Below are 18,551 nucleotides of genomic sequence, written 5' to 3' on the forward strand. Positions count from 1 at the left end.
CTCTTCGCGGTGACACCCGACCGACGGGTCAGGCGATGATCGTGTCGAGGGCGATCTCGACCATCTGGCTGAAGGTCTGCTCCCGCTCCTCCGAGGTGGTCTTCTCGCCGGTCTTGATGTGGTCGCTGACGGTCAGCACGGTCAACGCGCGGGCCTTGAACCGGGCGGCGATCGTGTAGAGCGCCGCCGACTCCATCTCCACCGCCAGCACGCCGTAGTCGGCGAGGGTGTCGTAGAGGTCCGGCCGGTCCGTGTAGAAGGCGTCCGCCGCCAGGATCGGCCCGACGTGCATGCTGATGCCGCGCCGCTCGGCCACCTCGACCGAGGTACGCAGAAGCCCGAAGTCGGCCACCGGCGCGTAGTCGATCAACCCGTCGAAGCGCATCCGGTTCATGTTCGAGTCGGTGGACGACCCGATCGCGGCCACCACGTCGCGCAACTGGAGGTCGGTGCTGAGGGCGCCGCAGGAGCCGACCCGGATCAGCGTCTTCACGCCGTACTCGTTGATCAACTCGTGGGCGTAGATGGAGGCCGACGGCATGCCCATGCCGGAGCCCTGGACGGAAACCTCGACGCCGTTCCAGCGGCCGGTGAAGCCCAGCATGCCCCGGACCGTCGAGTAGCAGGTAGCGCCCTCGAGGTAGGTCTCCGCGATCCACTTGGCCCGCAGGGGGTCGCCCGGCATCAGGACCCGCTCGGCGATCTCGCCCGGCTTCGCGCCGATGTGCGTACTCATGGCAAAGATCCTGCCAGGCCGGCGCGGGCGATACCGGTTCGGCGTCCGAACCGGCGGTCCTGTACCCTCGTCGGCGGTGGCGTGTCCGAGCGGCCTAAGGAGCACGCCTCGAAAGCGTGTGAGGGTTAACGCCCTCCGAGGGTTCAAATCCCTCCGCCACCGCTCTGAGATGCAGGAACGCCCGGTTGATCCGCGAGGATCAACCGGGCGTTCCGCTTGTGGTCTCAGTTTCGGTCTCAGTTGGGATCCTTCGGCGCCAGACCCCGCCCGCCTGCTGCTTCGGCCGGCCGTATGGCTAGTCCGGTCGAACGCGCTGCCCTCGGCCCCGTGAGGCGTTGTACGGATGACAAAGCCATCTCACACCCGCATGAGACGTGACGGTAGGTGACCCTTCCGTTCCGTACGGATGTTCGACAAGATGTGTGATCAGAGGAGGTGATGACGTGGCGGATCGTAGTTCCATCGAGTGGACAGAAGCTACGTGGAACCCTACGACCGGATGTGATCGCATCTCCGCGGGTTGCGACAACTGCTACGCCCTCGCCCTGTCCAAGCGCCTCAAGGCCATGGGCTCGGCTAAGTATCAGAATGATGGCGATCCACGAACGTCTGGGCCGGGATTTGGCGTGACGGTCCATGCGGACGCGTTAGAGATCCCGCGTCGGTGGCGAGACCCGCGGCTCGTGTTCGTCAACTCGATGTCTGATTTGTTCCATGCCCGGGTGCCGTTGAGTTACGTGCAGCAGGTGTTCGAGGTTATGCGTGAGACGCCTCGCCATACATACCAATTGCTCACCAAGCGGGCCGCAAGGCTGACGAAGGTGGCCCACCAGCTCGACTGGCCCTCAAATGTATGGATGGGCGTTAGCGTCGAGGACGCCAGCGAGGTGGGTCGCATTGATGGCTTGCGGGAGGTGCCCGCCGCCGTGCGCTTCGTCTCCGCTGAGCCCCTGCTAGGCCCGCTCCTTGATCTGAATCTGGACGGTATCGATTGGCTGATCGCCGGCGGCGAGTCTGGGCTCAACTGCCGTCCGGTGGACGCGGCATGGGTGCGAGCGCTGAGAGATCAGTGCGTCGCAGCCGGTACTGCCTTCTTCTTCAAGCAGTGGGGTGGCCGCACGCCGAAGGCCGGCGGCCGGCGTCTCGATGGGCTTGAACACTCTGCGATGCCCGCGGTTGGCTGTAGGGGTGCTCAGGAGATGGAGGCTGCCCGCAGCTGAGACGTGCAGCCCTAATCGGGAGTTCCATCGGAGCGATTGCGGTGGGACACTGATCCATGACCTTGAGTAGTCAGGAGGGCTGATGCCGGTCAGCGGTGAGGTTCCATGGCCATGTGCGCCGCATACGGGTGCTAAACACGACATCTACCGCCGCTATCTTGAGCGATGGTTCCCGATCCTGCTCGCCGGCTCTAACGCATACCCGTCGGTCACCTATGCGGAGGGCTTCTCTGGCCCAGGCGTCTACAGCGGTGGCGAAGACGGTTCGCCCGTCATCGCGATGCGGGCGCTCATTGAGAAGGTCCCGCCGAACAAGGGTGTTGCTCGCTTCGCCTTCGTCGACGATGACCAGCGCTGCGTCTCGATGCTGTGGGACACCCTCAGGGCCGCCTTCCCTGACCGTCCGCGGCCTGGCGAGGCGATGCCAGTGAAGATCGTCGAGGGAACGTGTGCCACACACTTGGAGGCGACTCTCGACAGCATGAAGGCATGGGGCCAGCCGATTTTTGCGAACCTTGACTCCTGGGGCAACGCCCCTGTGCCGTATCGGCTTCTAAGGCGTCTCGCCGCGAACGTCTCAAGCGAGGTCATCGTCACCCTGTTCCCTCAGCACTTCGTTCGCTTCGTCAGCAACCTGGGCGAAGCGGCTGATGAGGTGTTCGGGGGAGATTCAAGCTGGCGAACGGTCGCCGACCTGGCTCCCGCAGCAAAGAGTCGGCATATCCTCACCTGCTATCGCCAAGCACTGCACAACGCGGGCTTTCCGTACTTACTGGACTTCGAGCTCATCCCCCAGAAGGGGCAACCTCTCTATCTCGTCTTCGGCACTCGCCACCGTCTCGGGATGCAGAAGATGAAGGACAGCCTCTGGGAGGTCGACCGTGCCCAAGGCGTCGGCTTCCGCGATCCTCGGGACGAGCAGGCCGAGACGTTGTTCGCCTTTGATGAACCCCAACTCGGGCCACTGACCCGGCTGCTTGCTCACAAACTTCGGGAGAGCGGACCTGTGCGGGTGCAGGAACTGCGCGACTTCGCACTGTTTGAGACCGTTTACCGACCGGAGCACGTCATCGAAGCGTTGAAGCCGCTTAGGGACCAAGGCGCGCTCAACGTCGATGGTGGGGGCCCGTTGCGGATAGCATCACTGGTCTCGCTGGCGCCAGCACCGTCCCGCTAGGCCCTAGCCTTACCGCTCCAGTGGCCTGGGCTAGCACCAACGCTGCCAGCCCAGGCCGCCCTTCTGCTAGTCGCCGGGGGCTTCGGCGTCCCAGAGCAGGCCGCCAATCCGTTGAGCGATGTCTCGTCGGACTTGAGCAGTGAGGTGCTGATATCGGGTCGCCATTGCAGAGTTGGACCAGCCCATGATGCCCATGACGGCCCGCTCGGCGACGCCGAGAATCAGCAGCACCGTGGCCGCGGTGTGCCGAGCATCGTGTAAACGGCCGTCTCGCAGCCCGGCAAGCTTGAGCAGCCGTTTCCACTCGTCATAGTCGGTGCGTGGGTTGACAGGGGTGCCGGTCGGCGTGGCGAACAGCCAGTCACCGTCCTCCCAGAGTTGGGCGGCGGTGAACCGCTCCTGGTCTTGCTCATCACGGTGCCTGCGGAGCAGCGCCACCAGCTCGTCGGGGAGCCCGATGCTGCGCCGACCTGCCCGAGACTTGGTCTCGGCGGTGTCCGCGCGCACCTGGCGACGGTCGGGGCAGTGCCCGCCGTGCTTCCGGCCGCATGGTGAGCGGCACCCGTGCTCCCACCTTGGCCGCTGCCGGCCACGCCGTACGGTCAGGGTTCCAGCGCCGAGGTCGACGTCCGACCAACGCAGGCCGAGCGCTTCCCCTTGGCGTAGGCCGAGGGCGAGTGCGACCGCCCACCGCACGCTATTGCGCCGGCCACGGGTGGCGGCCATGAGCCGCTGCACTTCGGCGACCGTGTACGGCTCGATCTCGCTTTCTGGCAGGCGTGGTGCCTTGGCGAGGCTGGCCGGGTTCTTGGCCAGGTGGCCCCGGCGCACTGCCTCGTTGAGCGCGGTCCGGACCGTGCGGTGTACTTGGTGAGCGGTCGCCGGGGCGCTGCCAGTCTCTTGCATCCGGCGGTAGAACCGTTCCAGATGCTCGGGCTCCAAGCGTTCGATCCGGTGGGCACCGAGACCGGGAATGAGGTGCCGGTAGACAGCAACGCGGTAGCCGGCGAGGGTGTTCTCTCGCACGGCCGGGGCAGCGATGTTCTCTACCCAGTGAGTGAGCCAGGTCTTCACCGTCCAGCGCTGGCCGGCCTTGCGGACCGTGCCGCTGTCCCGCTCCCGTTCCAAGAGTCGGACCTTCTTGATGACCGCAGCTTCCGTCTTGCCCCGGACGTGGCGGCGATCCGGCGATCCGTCGTCCTTCACGCCGACCGTGACCCGGCCGTGCCACGAGCCATCCGCACCCAGGTAGATACTGGATGCGCCGTTCGGCTTGCGTCCCATTGGCTGGCTCCTTTCGTCAGGCGGCGTGATCGAGGTGGGTCGGCTCGGCGAGCAGGTTCCGCACGTACTCGTCCAGGCAGAAGGTTGGTACTCGGCGAAGACGGCCGATGGTGATGGTGCGAATCTGGCCGGTCTTGATGAGGGCGTACATGGTGGTACGGCCGATGCCGAGGCGGTGGGCGGCTTCTTCGATGTTCAGGACGACGCGAGTTTCTGGCGTGGGCACGGCTTCTCCCCGTGGTTCCGATGGGTTGAGAGCGCCGGTGGTGGGCGTTCTCGTCGGGCGAGGGTCAGTTGCTAGGCACAGCAGGCGAATCGATAACGGCCGTTGGAACGGGCGGCTGAGATTGCCGTAGGGCCAAGATTTCGAGCGGGCCGAGGTGATGGCATGGGCCGGTTCGGCTCAGGGGCTCTCAGCGGGCCGGTCTGCGCGGGGTCGGTTGCGGTGGTCGGCGCTCGTTGTGGGAGGGGCTGAACCATCTCCGCATCTCCGCATCTCCGCAAATATGGCTGTGAGCTGGGCAAATGCTTGCGGAGATGGTCGGAGGTGGTGAGGGGTCATCTCCGCAAAGAGGTGGGATCTCCGCAGTTGGTTGCGGAGATGCGGAGATTGATGATCCTCTTGGTTCTGATCTCCGCAGGGTGTTTCCCCTGGTGGTGAGGGGTTGGTGCGGCGTTGCGGAGATGCGGAGATGGTTCAGCGGGTTTTACCCCTCGTGGTGCTCGACCCAGAACACGGACCGGTCGCCGCGGTCGTTGCGGCCGGCGCGGACGACGTGTTCACCGCGCCACCGCCCGGCCTGCCCGGTAAGCAACCGTCCAAGTTGCAGGGGGTTGGGTAGCCGGCCGTTGTGGGTGGTGATGAACTGCCCGTCCCACGGGTCGTTGACGTCGCTGCCGAGGTGCATGGGCTCGCCGTCTTGGCGGAGTTCGGCGGCGGTCATCGCACGGCCGCCGTGGCGGTCGTGCCAGCAGGTGAGGAACGCGCGCCAGCGCGTTTCGTCTTCATCGATCTCACGAATGTCAGCGGCGTTGGTAAGGAACCCGTCGATGCCGTGATGGGCGAGGAACCCGCCGAGTGCTTGCGCCCACGGGGTGAACTGCCGCATCGACAACCCCGACACCCGAGGTGCACCCTGCCGCGTCCAGTCGAGCACCAGCACGAGCAGGTGCCACAGCACGGTCAGTTGGTTAGCGGGGTCGGTGATCCACTGGTCAAGGTGGGGGATGCCGAACCCGCGCTGGTCGCGCAGCTCGGGGCGGGGCATGTCCGGGTCGAGGCGCACCCGCACCGTGCGGGAAGCCATGTCCCCGCCAACCTGGAGGTTGTTGCCGGTGGCCATCCAGAGCCTGTCGTTGACGGTGGCGACGTTGCGCGACGCGCCGAGTTGCCGGTCGGACCAGACGCCGGAGGTGACGAGTTGGGCGAGCACGGCGGAGTCGATGACGGTTCCCTCGGCCAGGTTGTCCCAGATCACCACGCCCACCTGCTCGGCCAGCACGGCCGTGATGGACTTGCGCAGTTCCTCGTCTGAGTAGGCCCAGGTCATGACGCGCTGCCCGTAGAGCATTCCCGGCCCGGCCGTGAGGATCGTCTTACCGCTGGATGGCATGGTCGCGTCGATCAGCGCGAACGGCGTCAGGGAGCGGGTGAAGTGCCGCAGGATCGGCGTGGCCAGCAGCGCCACGTAGTTGGCCCGGTCAGCGGCAGATGCCCACGGGAAGTCCCGCAGGAACCGGCCGAGCAGGAACGTGCGCGCCTCGTCAACCTGCTCCGGTGTCGGTTCGTCCGGCACCGAGGGAAGCGCCACCTTGGACGCCAGATACAGGCCGGTAGCCGGGTCGTAGCCGGGCTGCTGGAGCAGGGTGCCGTCCCGGCGCAGCACCGGGGCACCGATGATCCCGCGCAGCGGCGGCACGCCCGGCCACGTCTTCCCAGCCAGTACCGACGACAGGATGTCGCGGGGCGGGGTCACCTCGTCTTCGTACATCTCGGGGTCGCCGGTGTCGCTCTTGCGGGTCTTGAGCCGGTACACGTAGGCGTGTTCGGCCAGCAGTCCGGCCAGGCCGGCGGGGTTGACCATGCTGGCCGACACCGGCAGTGGAGAATCTTCGTCGGCGGCGGTGGCCAGTCCGCCGGAGACGGCTTCCATGTGCACGAGCGCTCCGGCGGACACGTAGGTGTCGGGTAGCAGCCCGTCGACCAGCGCGGCTTTGAGCACGCGGATCGTTTCGGGGCCGGAGCCGATCTGCAACCGGGTCGTCATGCCGCCGCCCTCCCCACTCCGGCAAGGGTGCGCGGGTTGTTCGCCCCGGTCCGCAGCCCTGACGCGATCGTGCGCACGACCTCCCCGGCGGGCAGGCCGAGCGACAGCGCGGCGGGTTCCAGCACGGCGTTCACGTCGGCGTCGGTGAGCGCGCCCCCGGCCACGAGCTGCCCGAGCGCTACCGCCGAGGTGAACAGGGCGTGATTGCGCTGCCCCTCATTTGCGGCGGTGAGGTGGGCGACCTGCCGGCGGATCGCTGCCGCGAGGTACGCGCCGCGCCGGTCCGGCGGCAGCGCCACCGGGGCGGGCCGGTGCGCGGGCCGCGGGGCGGGTGCGAGCAACCTGGCCACCCACGCGGGCAGCGGCGCGGGGTCGCAGTTCAGCGTCACCGCGTACGGGTGGCCGGCGGTGCTGCCGGCGGCGACGACGTAGCCGCCGTGGGCGCGGGTGTCGACCTTCCAGCCCAGCCCGCTCCGGTCGCCGGTGGTGTTGCGCAGCCGCGGCCCGGCGGGGTGGCGGTAGTAGAGGTGACTGCCGCCGCTGGCCGTGGTCACGGTGTAGGTGGCGTCGATGCCGCCGTGCGAGCTGGCGAGGGCGGCGAACACGTCGAGGCCGTCACACGCCCTGGCCCACCGTGGCGGCGGGGTGTCGTCGGCGTGCTTGGGCACGTCGAGGTCGACCACGACCAGCCCGGACGGGCCGCAGGCAATGCCGATGCCGTAGGGGCGGGTCGACCACGCCCGGCGGATGCGCTCCGGGTCGGTGGTGGCCCGTTCCTCCCAGCCAACGTGACGGCCGGCCGCGCGGCAGCGCGGGTCGGTGCGGGGGCAGTGCTCGGCGGTGCAGCGGTTGGGAAACGCGGGCCGCTTGGCGTGGTCAGGGTCGTCGGGTCGATCGTCGGGACGCAGGGGGAAGACGTGCCAGCCGCGCGCAGCGTGCGCGAGCGCGGCGGTCAACAGGTCAGGCATGGGGCACCTCCCAAAGGTTCGGGGAAATCGGGTCAGGCCGGGCGACGCTGGGCGCGGGCGGCCGTGAGGTCGATCAGCGCACCGCCGGAGGCGTCTGGGGTGCCGGTGGGCCGCCGCCGGTCGGCGGCGACGCTGAGGCGCAGATAGAGCCGGTAGCGGCCGGCGTCGCTGCCGGTCAGCGGCCGGCGGGTGCCGTGCTGGGTGAGGTGCCCGGCGTCGACCAGCGCGGCGGTGGCGGCGTCTAGCTCGGCGGGCGTGCCCGTGAGCCACACCTCCAACCCGGACAGCCGGGCGTCACGCGGCGAGGGGCCGTCGCGGCGCGCGCCGGGCATCAGGCGGGCCGCCTCAGTCGCGGCCGGCCCGCGATGGCGGCGCGGGTGACGGCCTGGCGCAGGTCACCGAGCAGCCCGACCAACTGCCGCCGCGCCGCCAACTCGGATGGCGCGAGCGCCACGCGGACGCGGACCTCGGCGTGCTCCCGCCCGGCGGCGGTGCGCACCCGCACCAGCACGGCGCGGGCGCGGCCGGGCAGGTCGACCACGATTTCGTCGGATCGGTGCTCACCGAGGTTGCAGCGGTGGTCCATCCCGCACCACTCGGTGTGCCCGTCGCGGGTGCGGCGGGTCACGGGTGGCCGTCGCGGTACTCGGCGCGGATGAAATCGATCAGCCGTCGGCCGGCGCGGACGCGGATGCCGGTGCCGTCGCAGTGCCGGCAGTCGCGCCGTGTGCCGATCGCGGTGCGGTGTGAGCGGGCACCGTGGCAGCGTCGGCAGCGTCCCCACGGGGACGCGGCACACACCGCCAGGTAGCACGCTGAGTAACCGAGGGTGGCGAGGCTAGCGAGCAGCAGGATGGGGGTCATGGAATGCCTCCACAGGCCGGATCAAGGGCGCAGAGGGCTGACGCCGCTAGGAACTAGGGCGCTGGCCAGGATCGGGGTTGGTTGCTAGCGGGGCCGCTAGGTCTAGCGGAGGGTGGTGCTAGACCTAGCGGCCGATCGCTGTCCGGGTTAGGCGGCTTTGTCTCCCCGGCGCTTGTTACGCTCCGCGACGGCGTTGGTGATGTCGGTCCGGTCGATGCCGCGCCGGTTCGCGCCCTTGCCGGTGGCCGGGTCGGTGCCCCACACCTGCCCGGTGGTGATGCCGTAGGGCTTGAGCGCGGCGGTGAGCTGATCGCGGGTCAGCTCCCCGTACGCCTCGCCGTTGAGGTCGGCCAGGCGCTCGGTCAGCGTCTCGGCCCACACCTTCGGCTCCGTCGGGGGCAGGACGGTGAGGATGTCGTCGAGCAGGGTGTCTCGCCGTGCCGCCGGGGTGGCCGGGGTCTGCCCGATCGCGTGTCCGGTCAGGGTGCCGGCCGCTTCCCGCAGGGCGCGCGCCCGTTCAGTGATCTTCTCGGCGGTCGGGCCGTCGACGTAGAAGGTGCGCACGATCTGCGCGTCGTCGGCCGCGCCGACGAGGTAGCCGACGCCCTTGTCTTTCTTGGCGAACATGGTCGCCCGGATGCCGTTCTTGTAGGCGGAGGTTCCGAGGATCATGTCGTTTTCGATCTGGCCCATGACCCGCAGGCAGAACCGCGTGCCGGCGTTCGCGCTGACTCCGGTGGGCAGGCTCTTGGCGTCCGGCCGCTGGGTGGCGACCACGAGGATGACGCCCAGGGCGCGGCCGAGCTTGATGATTTTCTCGGCCAGCTCTCCGGCTTCCTTGCCGAATTCCGGGTGGCTGAACAGCTCTTGCACCTCGTCGAGGGCTACCACCAGCCAGTGAAGGCCGAGCTTCTTGCGCCGGGCCAGCTCGGGGGTGACCTTGTTGTCCGGGCACACCGCCTTGGGTAGGCCCTTGATGATCGCGGCGCGGCGCTGGCACTCCTTGCGCAGCTCCCGCAACGCGATCAGGCCCTCTTCGGCGGTGTCGTCGTCCTGCCCCGACGCGTACCGGGCGGACACCTTTTCCAAGGGATCGAGTCCGCCGGTGCCCTTGAAGTCGAAGCACCACAGCTCGGCGTACGGGTCGAGGGCTGCGGCCAGCATCGGGACCTGCGTCGCGGCCGTCTTGCCGTAGCCGGGAATCGACCCGATCAGCACGTTGGTGTACGGCAGCTCGAAGGAGATGACCCGGCCGCGCGGGTCGGTACCGAACGGCACCGGCCGACCGAGGTCGAACCCACCGGATGCCTTGAGCAGCGGCCAGACGGCCGGCTTCGTCGCGGCCATGTCCTGATCGCCCACCCAGAGCAGCAGGCGGCCGGGGTGCACTTCCGGCTGTCCCTCGGGCCACACGCAGCCGAGGGGGCGGGTGAGGCCGCCGGCGAGCCGGTCGCGGCGCTCGATCACGTCCCCGGCCGTCACGCCGGGCGGCAGGTCGATGTCCGCCCGCCAACCGGGGCCGTCACGCACGATCGGGGCGGTAAACCCGATCGCCCGATGGCCCTGCTTCGCGATGGCCTGACTGATACCCGAGATCCCGAGCACCGCCAGGGCACGGACCACCACATCGGAGGTCAGCCGCGCCACACGCGGGACCACCACGGCAGTGTCCAACAGCGGCTTGTCGGCTGGCTGTCCGAGCAGCCCGCACAGCGTGACCAGCATCGCCAGCACCGCCCACCGCGCCCACAACGGCGCGAGCGCCACCGCGACACCACCGGCCAGCATGACCGCGATTGAGAACGTGACCACGATGCCGCGCCACCGCACCCGCCGGTCCCGCTGCTTGGACAGCTTCAGGTACAGCTCTCCGTCTTTGCTGGTGGAGGTGGCTTGCCGGTGCGGCTCACCTTCCCAGTCGAACAGCCACCGGGTAGCCCCGGACACCATCCGCCACCCGCCGTTCGGGGCGCGCAACGCCAGCTTGGCGGCGTACTTCGGCAGCCGCGTGGCGTGGTAGCCGGTGGTGTGCAGCAGGTGCCCGACCGCCCAGCGCATCACGTCGCGCAGCTCGGCGCGCGAGCGCAACCAGGCCGGCAGGATCGGGCGCCGCTGGCCGGCGCGAACGCCGTCGAGGGCGAACCGCGGGGAGCGCTGCGCGTCCGGCGAGTCGACCAGCAGTGGCCCGCTGTCGTCGTCGGGGTCGGGGGTGCGGGCGGCGCGGGCGGCGTCGAGGTCGAGCACCTCGGCGTCCGGCGCGGCCGGGTCGGTCAGGTCACGCTCGGCGGCGTGCCAGTCGAAACGGTCGTCTCCTTGGGGGGAGGTCATGATGGGTGTTCCTCCATCTGATCCGTGAGGGTCGGGGGTTGAGGGCCGGCGGCGCGGCCGGGTTGTCGAGGCCGTGAGGCCGCGCCGCCGGGCAGGGGTTACCAGCGGATGGTGATGTCGCCCCGGATCTCGTCGGCCTGCCGGCCGACGGTGGCGTTGCCGGAGCGGGTGTTCTCGGTCCGGCCCGGGATGGTGTCGGCCGGCGGGGTGGCCTTCGGGGTCTTGCTGGTGTCGCGTCGGCTGACGACCTGGCCGACCTGCACGTCAACGCGGTCGTTGCCGGATGCGACGTTGCGCTTGCTGCCCATGACGGGTGTTCCCTTCCGGCGGCCAGCGGGTCTGGCTGCCTCCGCGCGCCACCGGGTGATGAGCCGGTGGCGACGGGGGCGGTCAGCGACCGCTACGGGCCGGAGGCGGGCAGTCGGCGCAGGCGGTAGGCGGGGTCGCGTTGCCCCACAACGTGGCGTAGTGCTGGCCACAGGGCAGCAGGACGGTTCGGGAGTGCGCGGAAGCCGCGCGGCGGGGGATCATGGATGTTCTCTCCCTGATGTCTGCAAGACGGATGGGGTGAGACCGGCGGCACGGCACAGGTTGCGAGCCAGGGGCCGTGCCGCCGGGCGGGGCTACTTGCGGTGGTTGGCGGCGATCCGGCCGCCCAGTTCCACCAGGCAGATGGAGGCGACGACCACGAGGCCGTCGACGGACAGCGGGAGCAGGTACTGCGCGCCGTTGGTCTCGCCGTAGCGGGCGGCGACGGCGGCCATGTGCCAGTAGGAGACCCACGCGGCGATGCCGGCGATCAGTGCGGTTGCCGCCCACCGGCCGATCGCGAGGCGGCGGGAGTGCACCGGGACTCGGGAGATGAGTTCGATGGTCAGCAGCAGCGCCAGCGGGGACCACGCGGAGATGACCTGGCTGATGAGTTCGTCTCGGGCGTGTAGCACGTTGCCGGCGATGGATGCGGCTACCCCGAGGGCGAGCACGAGGCGGACCGCCCACCGGATGCGCTTGAGCGACTTGAGTTGTGCGGCGTCGGCCGGGGCCGGCGCGGGCGGGATCTTCGGCCCCGGGTGTCCGTCCGCCCGGACCTGCGGCGACTTCTCGTCGGCCGGGCGGCGGCGGAACCACTTCCGGTGCGGCTCAACCGGCGCGGCCGGGTCGGTGGGCTCGGGTGTGATCGGCAGCGGGGCCGGGTTCGGGCCGATCGGCTCGGCGTAGTCCAGCGCGACCGGCGCGGGGGTGACGGCCGGCTCGGTGCGGGTAAGCAGTCGCTCCCGCAGCTCGGTGGCCTTCGGAGCGCCGATCTTGAATTCCTTCTGGAGCCGGTTGCGTGAGGGAACCTCGCCGAGCTGGTCGGTCAGGGCCAACGCGCCGGGGTACAGGTCGTCGATGCTGCGGGGGTGGATGCTGGCGGGGGCAGTCATAGCGGGTGACCTCCGGTCAGTGGTCGAGGATGTCGGCAAGCAGGTCACGGTGAGCGGCGAACACGACGCCGCCGTAGATGTCGGCCAGGTGGCGCACCAGGCACGGGTAGTCGACCGCGGGCACCCATGCGGCGCAGCGGGCGTCGTCGCTGCCGGTCACGTCGGGTAGGACGCGCCACCCGTGGCCGAGGTCGATGCGGACGGGGGTGGTGACCATCCATGCCTCGTCGGAGGCGCGGGGGTCGGGCACGTAGCGGGCCGGCAGCGTCGTCACCCACGGGTCGGCGGGGTCGGCAGTCAGGCCGGTTTCCTCGGCCAACTCCCGGAACGCGGCGGCGGTGGGGTCCTCGCCGGGGTCGACGTGACCGCCGGGCAGCGCCCATCCGTGGTTGTCGTCGCGCTTGATCAGCAGCAGCCACCGGCCACCGTGGGAGTCCGAGGCGGTGACGATCGCGTCGGCGGCCTGCGCCTCGCCCCAGTGGCCCAGCTCGTTACGCCCGTACCGGATACCGGTCGGCGCGAACGGGTTGACCGGTCGGCCGTCGACGAGAGGGAACGGGATCGCGGCAGCGGCCCGGCGGCCCGTCCAGTCGATGTCGGCGGGATTCATGGTCGGATCTGCCCAACCCGCCCCGGCGGCGATGCCGGCCAGCACGGACGGGTGGGTGAAGGTGCGGTCGGTCATCAGGCCACCGCCAGCGCGGCAAGCTGCTCGGCGGTCGCCAAGGTCGAGGGTCGTGCCGCTGTCGATGTACTCGCGGGCGCTGGCGTAGAACTCCCAGCCGTGCCACGTCGGGTAGGCGTTCATCGACCGGTACGGGCGGCCGTCATCGGTGGTGCCCTGGCGCTCACCGACCAGCATGTCCGGGTCGTTGAGCCCGGCCAGGTGAAGCCACGACTTGAGTTCGGCGACGCTGTCGAAGGTGACCGACAGCGACACGTCGGGGGTGTGGACGGAGACGGCGGTCGGGTTGGCCAGCAGGATCAACTCGGCCATGACGGCGCGGCGGTTCTTCCGTGCGCTCAACGAAACTCCTTCAGTAGCGGGGAACAGGTCAGGCACTCGCCAAGCGAGCGCGGAATGAAGTACGGCCGCACCTGGCGGCAGGTACGGCAGGTGCGACGGGCCAGAAGTGCCTTGCCGATCGCGGCGCGCTGCGCGGGGGTCGCGGTGCGCTTCGGCGCGGCCAGGTCGACCCGGTACAGGTAGGCGGTGCGGGTGCCGCCGACGCCGCGCCAAAGCACCTGAGCGGCGACGGGTTGACCACCGGGGCGTAGGCCGGCGGCGGTCAGTTGGCGGCGGGTGGCGTAGCCGGGCGGGGCACCCTTCCACCAGTAGGTAGGGATTCCGTACCGCGCCCCGTCCGGATCGAAGTAGGCGGCGCGGATGCGGGCCATCAGGCCGCGCGGCGCGGGTCGGTGCGGGTAGCGGTGTCGGTGGCGGCGCGGGTGACGCGGGCCTCGGCCCGGCGCAGCCGCCGCCAGTCCAGCTCGGTCGGGCCGCCGTGGTCCTCGGCGTAGATGAGCGTGATTTCGGCGTCCAGCAGGTCCAGTTCGGCCGCGATCAGCGGCCATTCCGCGTCGATCGCGGCGAGGTCGTCGGCGGTCGGTTCGTCGGTGACGGGAGCGAGGTGCGTGCGCACGGGGGAACCTCCGGTGAGTCGATGAAGTGGGGGAACACCCGGGGTGCGACCAGATCGGCCGCACCCCGGGGCGAACAGGAATGAAGGCAGAAGTCCATGCCGCGCGCCAGATCCGGCCCGCTCGCCCCGCTCGCCCGGGAAGTCACCGGGGTCGGCCACCAGGTGGCTCAAGGCGGGGATGCCGCAGACGGATCCACGCGGCGCTCCTGCTATTCGGTTGTCAATGAACGACCGCACGGAGGCTCGTGGGCGCGCAGCTCCGTGAGGGGCTGCCTTCCCCGGCTGCCTGCCGGCTGATGTAGCTAATTTCAGCGCTAAAATTAGCGCTGAAGTTGTGCGATGTCAACGAGGTGAGGGGACTAGGATCAGCAGATCAAGCAGTCAGACAGGGAGGCGTCGGGTGGAGGATTGGCAGGCTGTGGCCAGCGCAATCAACGGCCGGATGGCCGATTTGCCGCTGTCACAGCAGGAGTTGGCCGAGCGGTCCAAGGTGTCGGTTGCCACCCTGCGTGAGCTGCAAAAGGCGACCGCGACCCGCAAGCGGTCGGCGCGCACGCTCGCCGCGATTTCTCAGGCTCTCGGCTGGCCGGACGACTACCTTCGTGCCGTGCTGACCGGGGCAACACCGCCGGACAGTGGCGGGGGAGTAGGGCGGGCGGACAGTTCGGCGCTGGTACTCACGCGGCTGGACCAGCTTCACGCCGAGGTGCGGCGGCTCGCGGATGCCGTAGAGCGGATGGCGGTCGATGTCGGTCATGGCGATAAGGACACCAGTTCCGAACGCGCACCCGAACGCCGTTCACCAGCCGGGTAATCGCAGTCCACTAGGCATCGACTAGGCGCGGTTGCGCGTCAGCGGGTGTCTACGCCAGCGAAGGAGGGCCGTCGTGCCTGCTCACGCCAGGGATGCCACCCCGAATCTCGCGCTGTATAACCTCCGGGACGCGGCGGGCGAAACTCAGCAGGACGTGGCGGATGGGTTGAACCGCCTGGGGGTGGCGCGCGGGAAGAGGCTGGCCGTAACCGCCAATCAGGTCAGCAGGTGGGAGCGAGGGATCACGTATCCGTCCGCGCTCTACCGGCAGCTCCTTGCCGAGCACTTCGGTGTCTCTGTGCAGGGTCTTGGACTAACCAGGCAGCGCGTCACGCCCCAGCAGCGCGACAGTCCCGAGAACGATTCCGGAGGTTTCGCGATCTACCAAGATCCGGTGTCTCACCCGCAGGCCGAGGAAAGCCAGCAAGAGTGGCGTGCGGTCCGGCGGAAGCTGAACGTTCACCGTGTGCAGCTCGCACGCGAGGCCGCGCGCCTTTACGACCTGGAGCATCGCGTAGGTGACAGCGGCCTGATTGCGGCACCGCAATGGTTGCCGTCGACTCCGATCGAATTGGCGCAGTTCGGAATCGGGCTCGCCCCGGAGGGAACCGTGCCCCTCGTCACTGGGACCGAGGACGCTGCGGCCGGCGTGCGGCCTTTGGCGTCGGACGGGCGGCGACACCAGCGCTACAGCCTCGCCCTGCGGGATGTTGAACAGCCGCGGCTCTTTGAGAACCGGCTCGCGTGGCACCTCGCGGGAGTCGACTGGAGCCAGCCCGATAATGCGCTCATTTTCACCACTGGCACGTACTTCGGTGGTATCGATGTCTCGGAAGCGCTCGCGCACGAAATGGCCATGTACCACGTCGCTGGCGATGGAAGCGGCATCCTGCCGGCGTCCTGGCGAAACCTGGGCTTTCGGAGGCTCGTGGGCGACCCGTTTACGCCCAGCCGTCGACCGACAGCGCCGTCAACCGACACGCTCACCCTGCGGGTAGACGACGACGGAGCGTCCTTCGTGCTGCACAACCGCGCAGCCGGCAACGTCGCCGTAGCCGGGGGAATGCTGCACATCATGCCGGCGGGAGTGTTCCAGCCATCGAGCGTCCTGCCCGCCGCTCAGGTGGCCGACTTCGACCTGTGGCGAAACATGATGCGGGAGTACAGCGAGGAATTCCTCGGCAGCGCCGAGCACGGCGGTGACGGTGAACCGGCGGACTACAGCGCGGAACCGCTGGCAGCCTTCGACCGCGCGTACGCGTCCGGTGGGGTGCGGGTGTTCTGCCTCGGCGTCGCGCTCGACGCACTCACCCTGTGGGGCGAGATTCTGACCGTCGCCGTGTATGACGGTCCCACCTATGACCACCTCTTCGCCGACATGGTCGACTCCAACGATGAGGGAACCGTGGTCAAGACCGGGCGGGTACGGCCAACCTCGGCGCTGCCGTTCACCCGGCACACCATCGACGAACTGACCGCCAGCGGACGGCTGGCACCGGCGGCGGCCGGCTGCCTCGAACTCGCGTGGGAACACCGCCGCACGATCCTGGGGAGAAGCTGACGTGCACGTACTGGTAACCGGCGGCCTGGGATTCCTCGGCCGCGCCGTCGCCCGCGACCTGCTCGCCTCCGGGCACCGAGTCACGGTTATGACCCGGGGTCTCGGTGACCGCACCCCACCGGCCGGCGTCGAGCTGGTGGCGGGGGACATCCGGGACCGTGCGCGGGTCACCGAGATCGTCCAGGAAGGCGGGTACGACGGAGTCGTACACCTTGCCGCCTTGACCAGCGGGCGAGACTCGTTCTCTGACCCTCTGGGCTACTTCGACGTCAACGCGACAGGCACCCTGAACCTGCTCATGGCCTTAGACGCCGCCCGGACGACCAGCCCGCCGGCCTCTCTGGTATTCGCCTCCACCAACATCGTCTACGGGTCACAGCACCATGGCGCATTGTCCGAAGACCTCGCCCCGCACCCCGAGAGCCCGTACGCGGCGTCGAAGGTCGCGGCTGAGCACATGGTCGCGGCGTATGCGGCGACCGGAGCAATCGGGGCTGTCACCCTCCGGCCCTTCAACATCGCTGGAGCCGTCGACGGCGTCACCGATACCGACCGCGCACGGATCATTCCGAACGTCTTCCGCGCGATCACTGGAGAGCTTGACCACGTCACACTCAACGGCGACGGGGCGGCAGTGCGGGATTTCGTGCACGTCGCCGACGTCGCCACCGCAGTCCGGCTCGCACTAACCGTCTGCACACCAGGAACCAGCCAGACCATCAACCTTGGCTCAGGCGTTGGAACGAGCATGGCTACCGTGGTAGCCACCGCCGAACAGGTCACCGGTCGCCGGGTTGTCGTTCACCGCCAGCCGCCCAAGCCCGAGCCACCGGCCCTGATCGCCGAGATCGACCGCGCAAACGCTGCTCTCGGCTGGACCCCGGCAAGGTCAAAGCTGGGTGACATCGTCACGGATGCGTGGAAGGCATGGCTTGTGCCGGGCCACACGCTTGAACCCTGACTACGCCGTACTTTGAGAGGTCGGGTTAGCAGTGATCTGAAACCGGACTGGGGACTCAGGCCCAGTTTCGGGCCTGAGTCCCCAGCGTCACTTTTCTTTTCGCTGGACTTCGAGGCCCACGACACCGATGGCGGCACCAGTAATAGCGCCAATTGCCGTTATCGCCGCGTTTGCAACCGGCCCCAGATCCTGCCAGGCGCTCAGGAGGACGACAGCCAGGATTGCTCCTGCGCCAGCGCAGACGAGAATAGATATCGCATGAAGGGCACCGAAGCGTCCCTTCGAGACTTTCGGTTCGTCTTGACTACTCGGAGTGTTCGAAGCGTCGGGTGGCTTGCCACCTGGTACGGTGGTGGTCATAATGGAGCGCCTCCTTCTTGTCTGATCCTAGCTAGGGGTTCGCTTGAGAGAGGTTGCTCGGTGGCTCCCTGTTCCCGCAGGGAGCCACCGCCTTTCAGGCACCAGTTGGGGCCGTTCGACCCGCTTGCGCCCTTAAAGTCATTAGTCTGCCGCGCCCTCTTCGGCCCGCTTTGGCCCTCTGTTGCTGGTGACCACTGTGCCGGGCTTCTTAAGGTCTAGGCAAAGGACGTCGCCTACCATTTCGGCGTTCCAGCGCTTAGAAACCGCAGTGTCGATGCTGTAGTACTTCGTGAAAGCGGTCCCGGCTACGAGATAGGGACCATCATCCTTCTGCCCTTGCGCTCGGATTGGGTACGCATGTTCGGTTTCCCGAGAAACAGAGCGAAGGCCGACGATTTTTTCCTTCGCGTCGTACAGCAACTCGACAGCTTCGGGCTCGCCCAACGCCGCGAACGCCGCGCGGTTAACAGACAGGGTGCCGCGCTTTTGGATCGTCACAGCGGCTTGCTTGACGAGCGGGACCATCCGCTTCGTAAATACCTCGAAGTTCGGCAAAGCCCACCTCCCGTTCCGCGCTACCGAAAGCTCCACCGTGGAGCCAGAGGGCACAATAGCACGCTTGAACGACAGGTATGAGCGTTGGAACGCTGACCGCGTGTCGTGTGTCGCTCCTGGCGTTACTGGCGCAACTGACGCGGCTGTCTCCTCAACCCTCGCTTCCGACGGTCGGCAAGCTCCGGGGACCGGCGAAGTTGTAGGTTTCGTAGGTTTCGTAGGTTTCTCTGCTGTCCGGTCTGACCGGACTGACGGGTTGGCAACCGTGGCAAGCCTGGCAACCGTGGCAACCATGGCACCCTTGGCGCTCTTGGCACCCTTGGCGCCTTTGGCTGTCGAGTTAATCTGTCGGGCTTGATCCTCCAAGTCGGGCCGACTTGCTCTGACAG

Annotated in this window: 21 protein-coding genes, 1 tRNA gene and 1 pseudogene; 6 read left to right on the top strand and 17 right to left on the bottom strand. The window is 68.6% G+C overall.

What is annotated here, in order from left to right:
* Positions 1-28: 28 nt before the first annotated feature.
* Positions 29-736 (bottom strand): purine-nucleoside phosphorylase, encoded by a 708-nt coding sequence (gene deoD, locus AB0O48_RS05785; RefSeq protein ID WP_030328147.1) that lies wholly within the window; start codon positions 734-736, stop codon positions 29-31.
* Between the two features lie 75 nt (positions 737-811).
* Between deoD and AB0O48_RS05790 the strand changes: the two genes are divergently transcribed.
* From AB0O48_RS05790 to AB0O48_RS05800, 3 genes are all read left to right on the top strand, one after another.
* Positions 812-898 (top strand) — tRNA-Ser (locus AB0O48_RS05790).
* Positions 899-1,179: 281 nt separating this feature from the next.
* The gene (locus AB0O48_RS05795) at positions 1,180-1,956 is read left to right on the top strand and encodes a phage Gp37/Gp68 family protein (protein WP_365063378.1); all 777 of its coding nucleotides are present in this window, start codon (positions 1,180-1,182) and stop codon (positions 1,954-1,956) included.
* Between the two features lie 82 nt (positions 1,957-2,038).
* Complete coding sequence (locus AB0O48_RS05800; RefSeq protein WP_365063381.1) at positions 2,039-3,133, top strand: three-Cys-motif partner protein TcmP; 1,095 nt, start codon at positions 2,039-2,041, stop codon at positions 3,131-3,133.
* 66 nt (positions 3,134-3,199) lie between these two features.
* Here AB0O48_RS05800 and AB0O48_RS05805 read toward each other — a convergent pair whose 3' ends face one another.
* The 14 genes and pseudogenes from AB0O48_RS05805 to AB0O48_RS05870 form a co-directional block, all read right to left on the bottom strand.
* Positions 3,200-4,417: a tyrosine-type recombinase/integrase gene (locus AB0O48_RS05805; RefSeq protein ID WP_365063384.1), complete on the bottom strand. Its 1,218-nt coding sequence runs from the start codon at positions 4,415-4,417 to the stop codon at positions 3,200-3,202.
* Between the two features lie 16 nt (positions 4,418-4,433).
* The gene (locus AB0O48_RS05810; protein ID WP_365063387.1) at positions 4,434-4,643 is read right to left on the bottom strand and encodes a helix-turn-helix domain-containing protein; all 210 of its coding nucleotides are present in this window, start codon (positions 4,641-4,643) and stop codon (positions 4,434-4,436) included.
* 481 nt (positions 4,644-5,124) lie between these two features.
* Positions 5,125-6,684, bottom strand: a complete 1,560-nt coding sequence (locus AB0O48_RS05815; RefSeq protein ID WP_365063390.1) for a hypothetical protein — start codon at positions 6,682-6,684, stop codon at positions 5,125-5,127.
* Positions 6,681-7,652 (bottom strand): bifunctional DNA primase/polymerase, encoded by a 972-nt coding sequence (locus AB0O48_RS05820; protein WP_365063393.1) that lies wholly within the window; start codon positions 7,650-7,652, stop codon positions 6,681-6,683. The genes AB0O48_RS05815 and AB0O48_RS05820 overlap by 4 nt, the downstream gene beginning before the upstream one ends.
* A 32-nt stretch (positions 7,653-7,684) precedes the next feature.
* Positions 7,685-7,984: a hypothetical protein gene (locus tag AB0O48_RS05825; protein WP_365063395.1), complete on the bottom strand. Its 300-nt coding sequence runs from the start codon at positions 7,982-7,984 to the stop codon at positions 7,685-7,687.
* Complete coding sequence (locus AB0O48_RS05830) at positions 7,984-8,238, bottom strand: hypothetical protein (protein ID WP_365064340.1); 255 nt, start codon at positions 8,236-8,238, stop codon at positions 7,984-7,986. The genes AB0O48_RS05825 and AB0O48_RS05830 overlap by 1 nt, the downstream gene beginning before the upstream one ends.
* Positions 8,239-8,276: 38 nt before the next feature.
* Entirely contained in the window at positions 8,277-8,516 is a 240-nt protein-coding gene (locus tag AB0O48_RS05835; RefSeq protein WP_365063397.1) for a hypothetical protein, read from the bottom strand.
* Between the two features lie 147 nt (positions 8,517-8,663).
* On the bottom strand, positions 8,664-10,844 hold the full coding sequence (locus AB0O48_RS05840) for a cell division protein FtsK (protein WP_365063400.1): 2,181 nt from the start codon (positions 10,842-10,844) through the stop codon (positions 8,664-8,666).
* A gap of 98 nt (positions 10,845-10,942) precedes the next feature.
* Positions 10,943-11,152, bottom strand: coding sequence for a hypothetical protein (locus AB0O48_RS05845; RefSeq protein ID WP_365063403.1), 210 nt, complete (start codon positions 11,150-11,152; stop codon positions 10,943-10,945).
* A gap of 315 nt (positions 11,153-11,467) precedes the next feature.
* Positions 11,468-12,268, bottom strand: a complete 801-nt coding sequence (locus AB0O48_RS05850) for a DUF2637 domain-containing protein (protein WP_365063406.1) — start codon at positions 12,266-12,268, stop codon at positions 11,468-11,470.
* 16 nt (positions 12,269-12,284) lie between these two features.
* The gene (locus AB0O48_RS05855; protein ID WP_365063409.1) at positions 12,285-12,953 is read right to left on the bottom strand and encodes an NUDIX domain-containing protein; all 669 of its coding nucleotides are present in this window, start codon (positions 12,951-12,953) and stop codon (positions 12,285-12,287) included.
* Positions 12,953-13,265: pseudogene (locus AB0O48_RS05860) on the bottom strand (hypothetical protein). Before AB0O48_RS05860 ends, AB0O48_RS05855 begins: the two are co-directional and overlap by 1 nt.
* 26 nt (positions 13,266-13,291) lie before the next feature.
* Positions 13,292-13,666, bottom strand: coding sequence for an RRQRL motif-containing zinc-binding protein (locus tag AB0O48_RS05865; RefSeq protein WP_365063412.1), 375 nt, complete (start codon positions 13,664-13,666; stop codon positions 13,292-13,294).
* Positions 13,666-13,911 carry a DUF6284 family protein gene (locus AB0O48_RS05870; protein ID WP_365063414.1) on the bottom strand — a complete coding sequence of 82 codons (246 nt, stop codon included), beginning with the start codon at positions 13,909-13,911 and terminating at the stop codon, positions 13,666-13,668. The genes AB0O48_RS05865 and AB0O48_RS05870 overlap by 1 nt, the downstream gene beginning before the upstream one ends.
* Before the next feature lie 400 nt (positions 13,912-14,311).
* On the opposite strand from AB0O48_RS05870, the gene AB0O48_RS05875 reads away from it, so the two are divergent.
* The 3 genes from AB0O48_RS05875 (at position 14,312) to AB0O48_RS05885 (ending at position 17,247) form a co-directional block, all read left to right on the top strand.
* Positions 14,312-14,725, top strand: a complete 414-nt coding sequence (locus AB0O48_RS05875) for a helix-turn-helix transcriptional regulator (RefSeq protein WP_365063417.1) — start codon at positions 14,312-14,314, stop codon at positions 14,723-14,725.
* A 73-nt stretch (positions 14,726-14,798) separates the two neighbouring features.
* The gene (locus AB0O48_RS05880; RefSeq protein ID WP_365063420.1) at positions 14,799-16,286 is read left to right on the top strand and encodes a helix-turn-helix transcriptional regulator; all 1,488 of its coding nucleotides are present in this window, start codon (positions 14,799-14,801) and stop codon (positions 16,284-16,286) included.
* A 1-nt stretch (position 16,287) separates the two neighbouring features.
* The gene (locus AB0O48_RS05885) at positions 16,288-17,247 is read left to right on the top strand and encodes an NAD-dependent epimerase/dehydratase family protein (protein WP_365063423.1); all 960 of its coding nucleotides are present in this window, start codon (positions 16,288-16,290) and stop codon (positions 17,245-17,247) included.
* A gap of 87 nt (positions 17,248-17,334) precedes the next feature.
* Here the strand turns inward: AB0O48_RS05885 and AB0O48_RS05890 are convergent, their stop codons facing one another.
* Positions 17,335-17,607 (bottom strand): hypothetical protein, encoded by a 273-nt coding sequence (locus AB0O48_RS05890; protein WP_365063426.1) that lies wholly within the window; start codon positions 17,605-17,607, stop codon positions 17,335-17,337.
* 141 nt (positions 17,608-17,748) lie between these two features.
* Positions 17,749-18,162 (bottom strand): hypothetical protein, encoded by a 414-nt coding sequence (locus AB0O48_RS05895; protein ID WP_365063428.1) that lies wholly within the window; start codon positions 18,160-18,162, stop codon positions 17,749-17,751.
* Positions 18,163-18,551: the final 389 nt, after the last annotated feature.

The sequence above is a fragment of the Micromonospora sp. NPDC085948 genome, from assembly GCF_040686315.1.
Lineage (GTDB): Bacteria > Actinomycetota > Actinomycetes > Mycobacteriales > Micromonosporaceae > Micromonospora.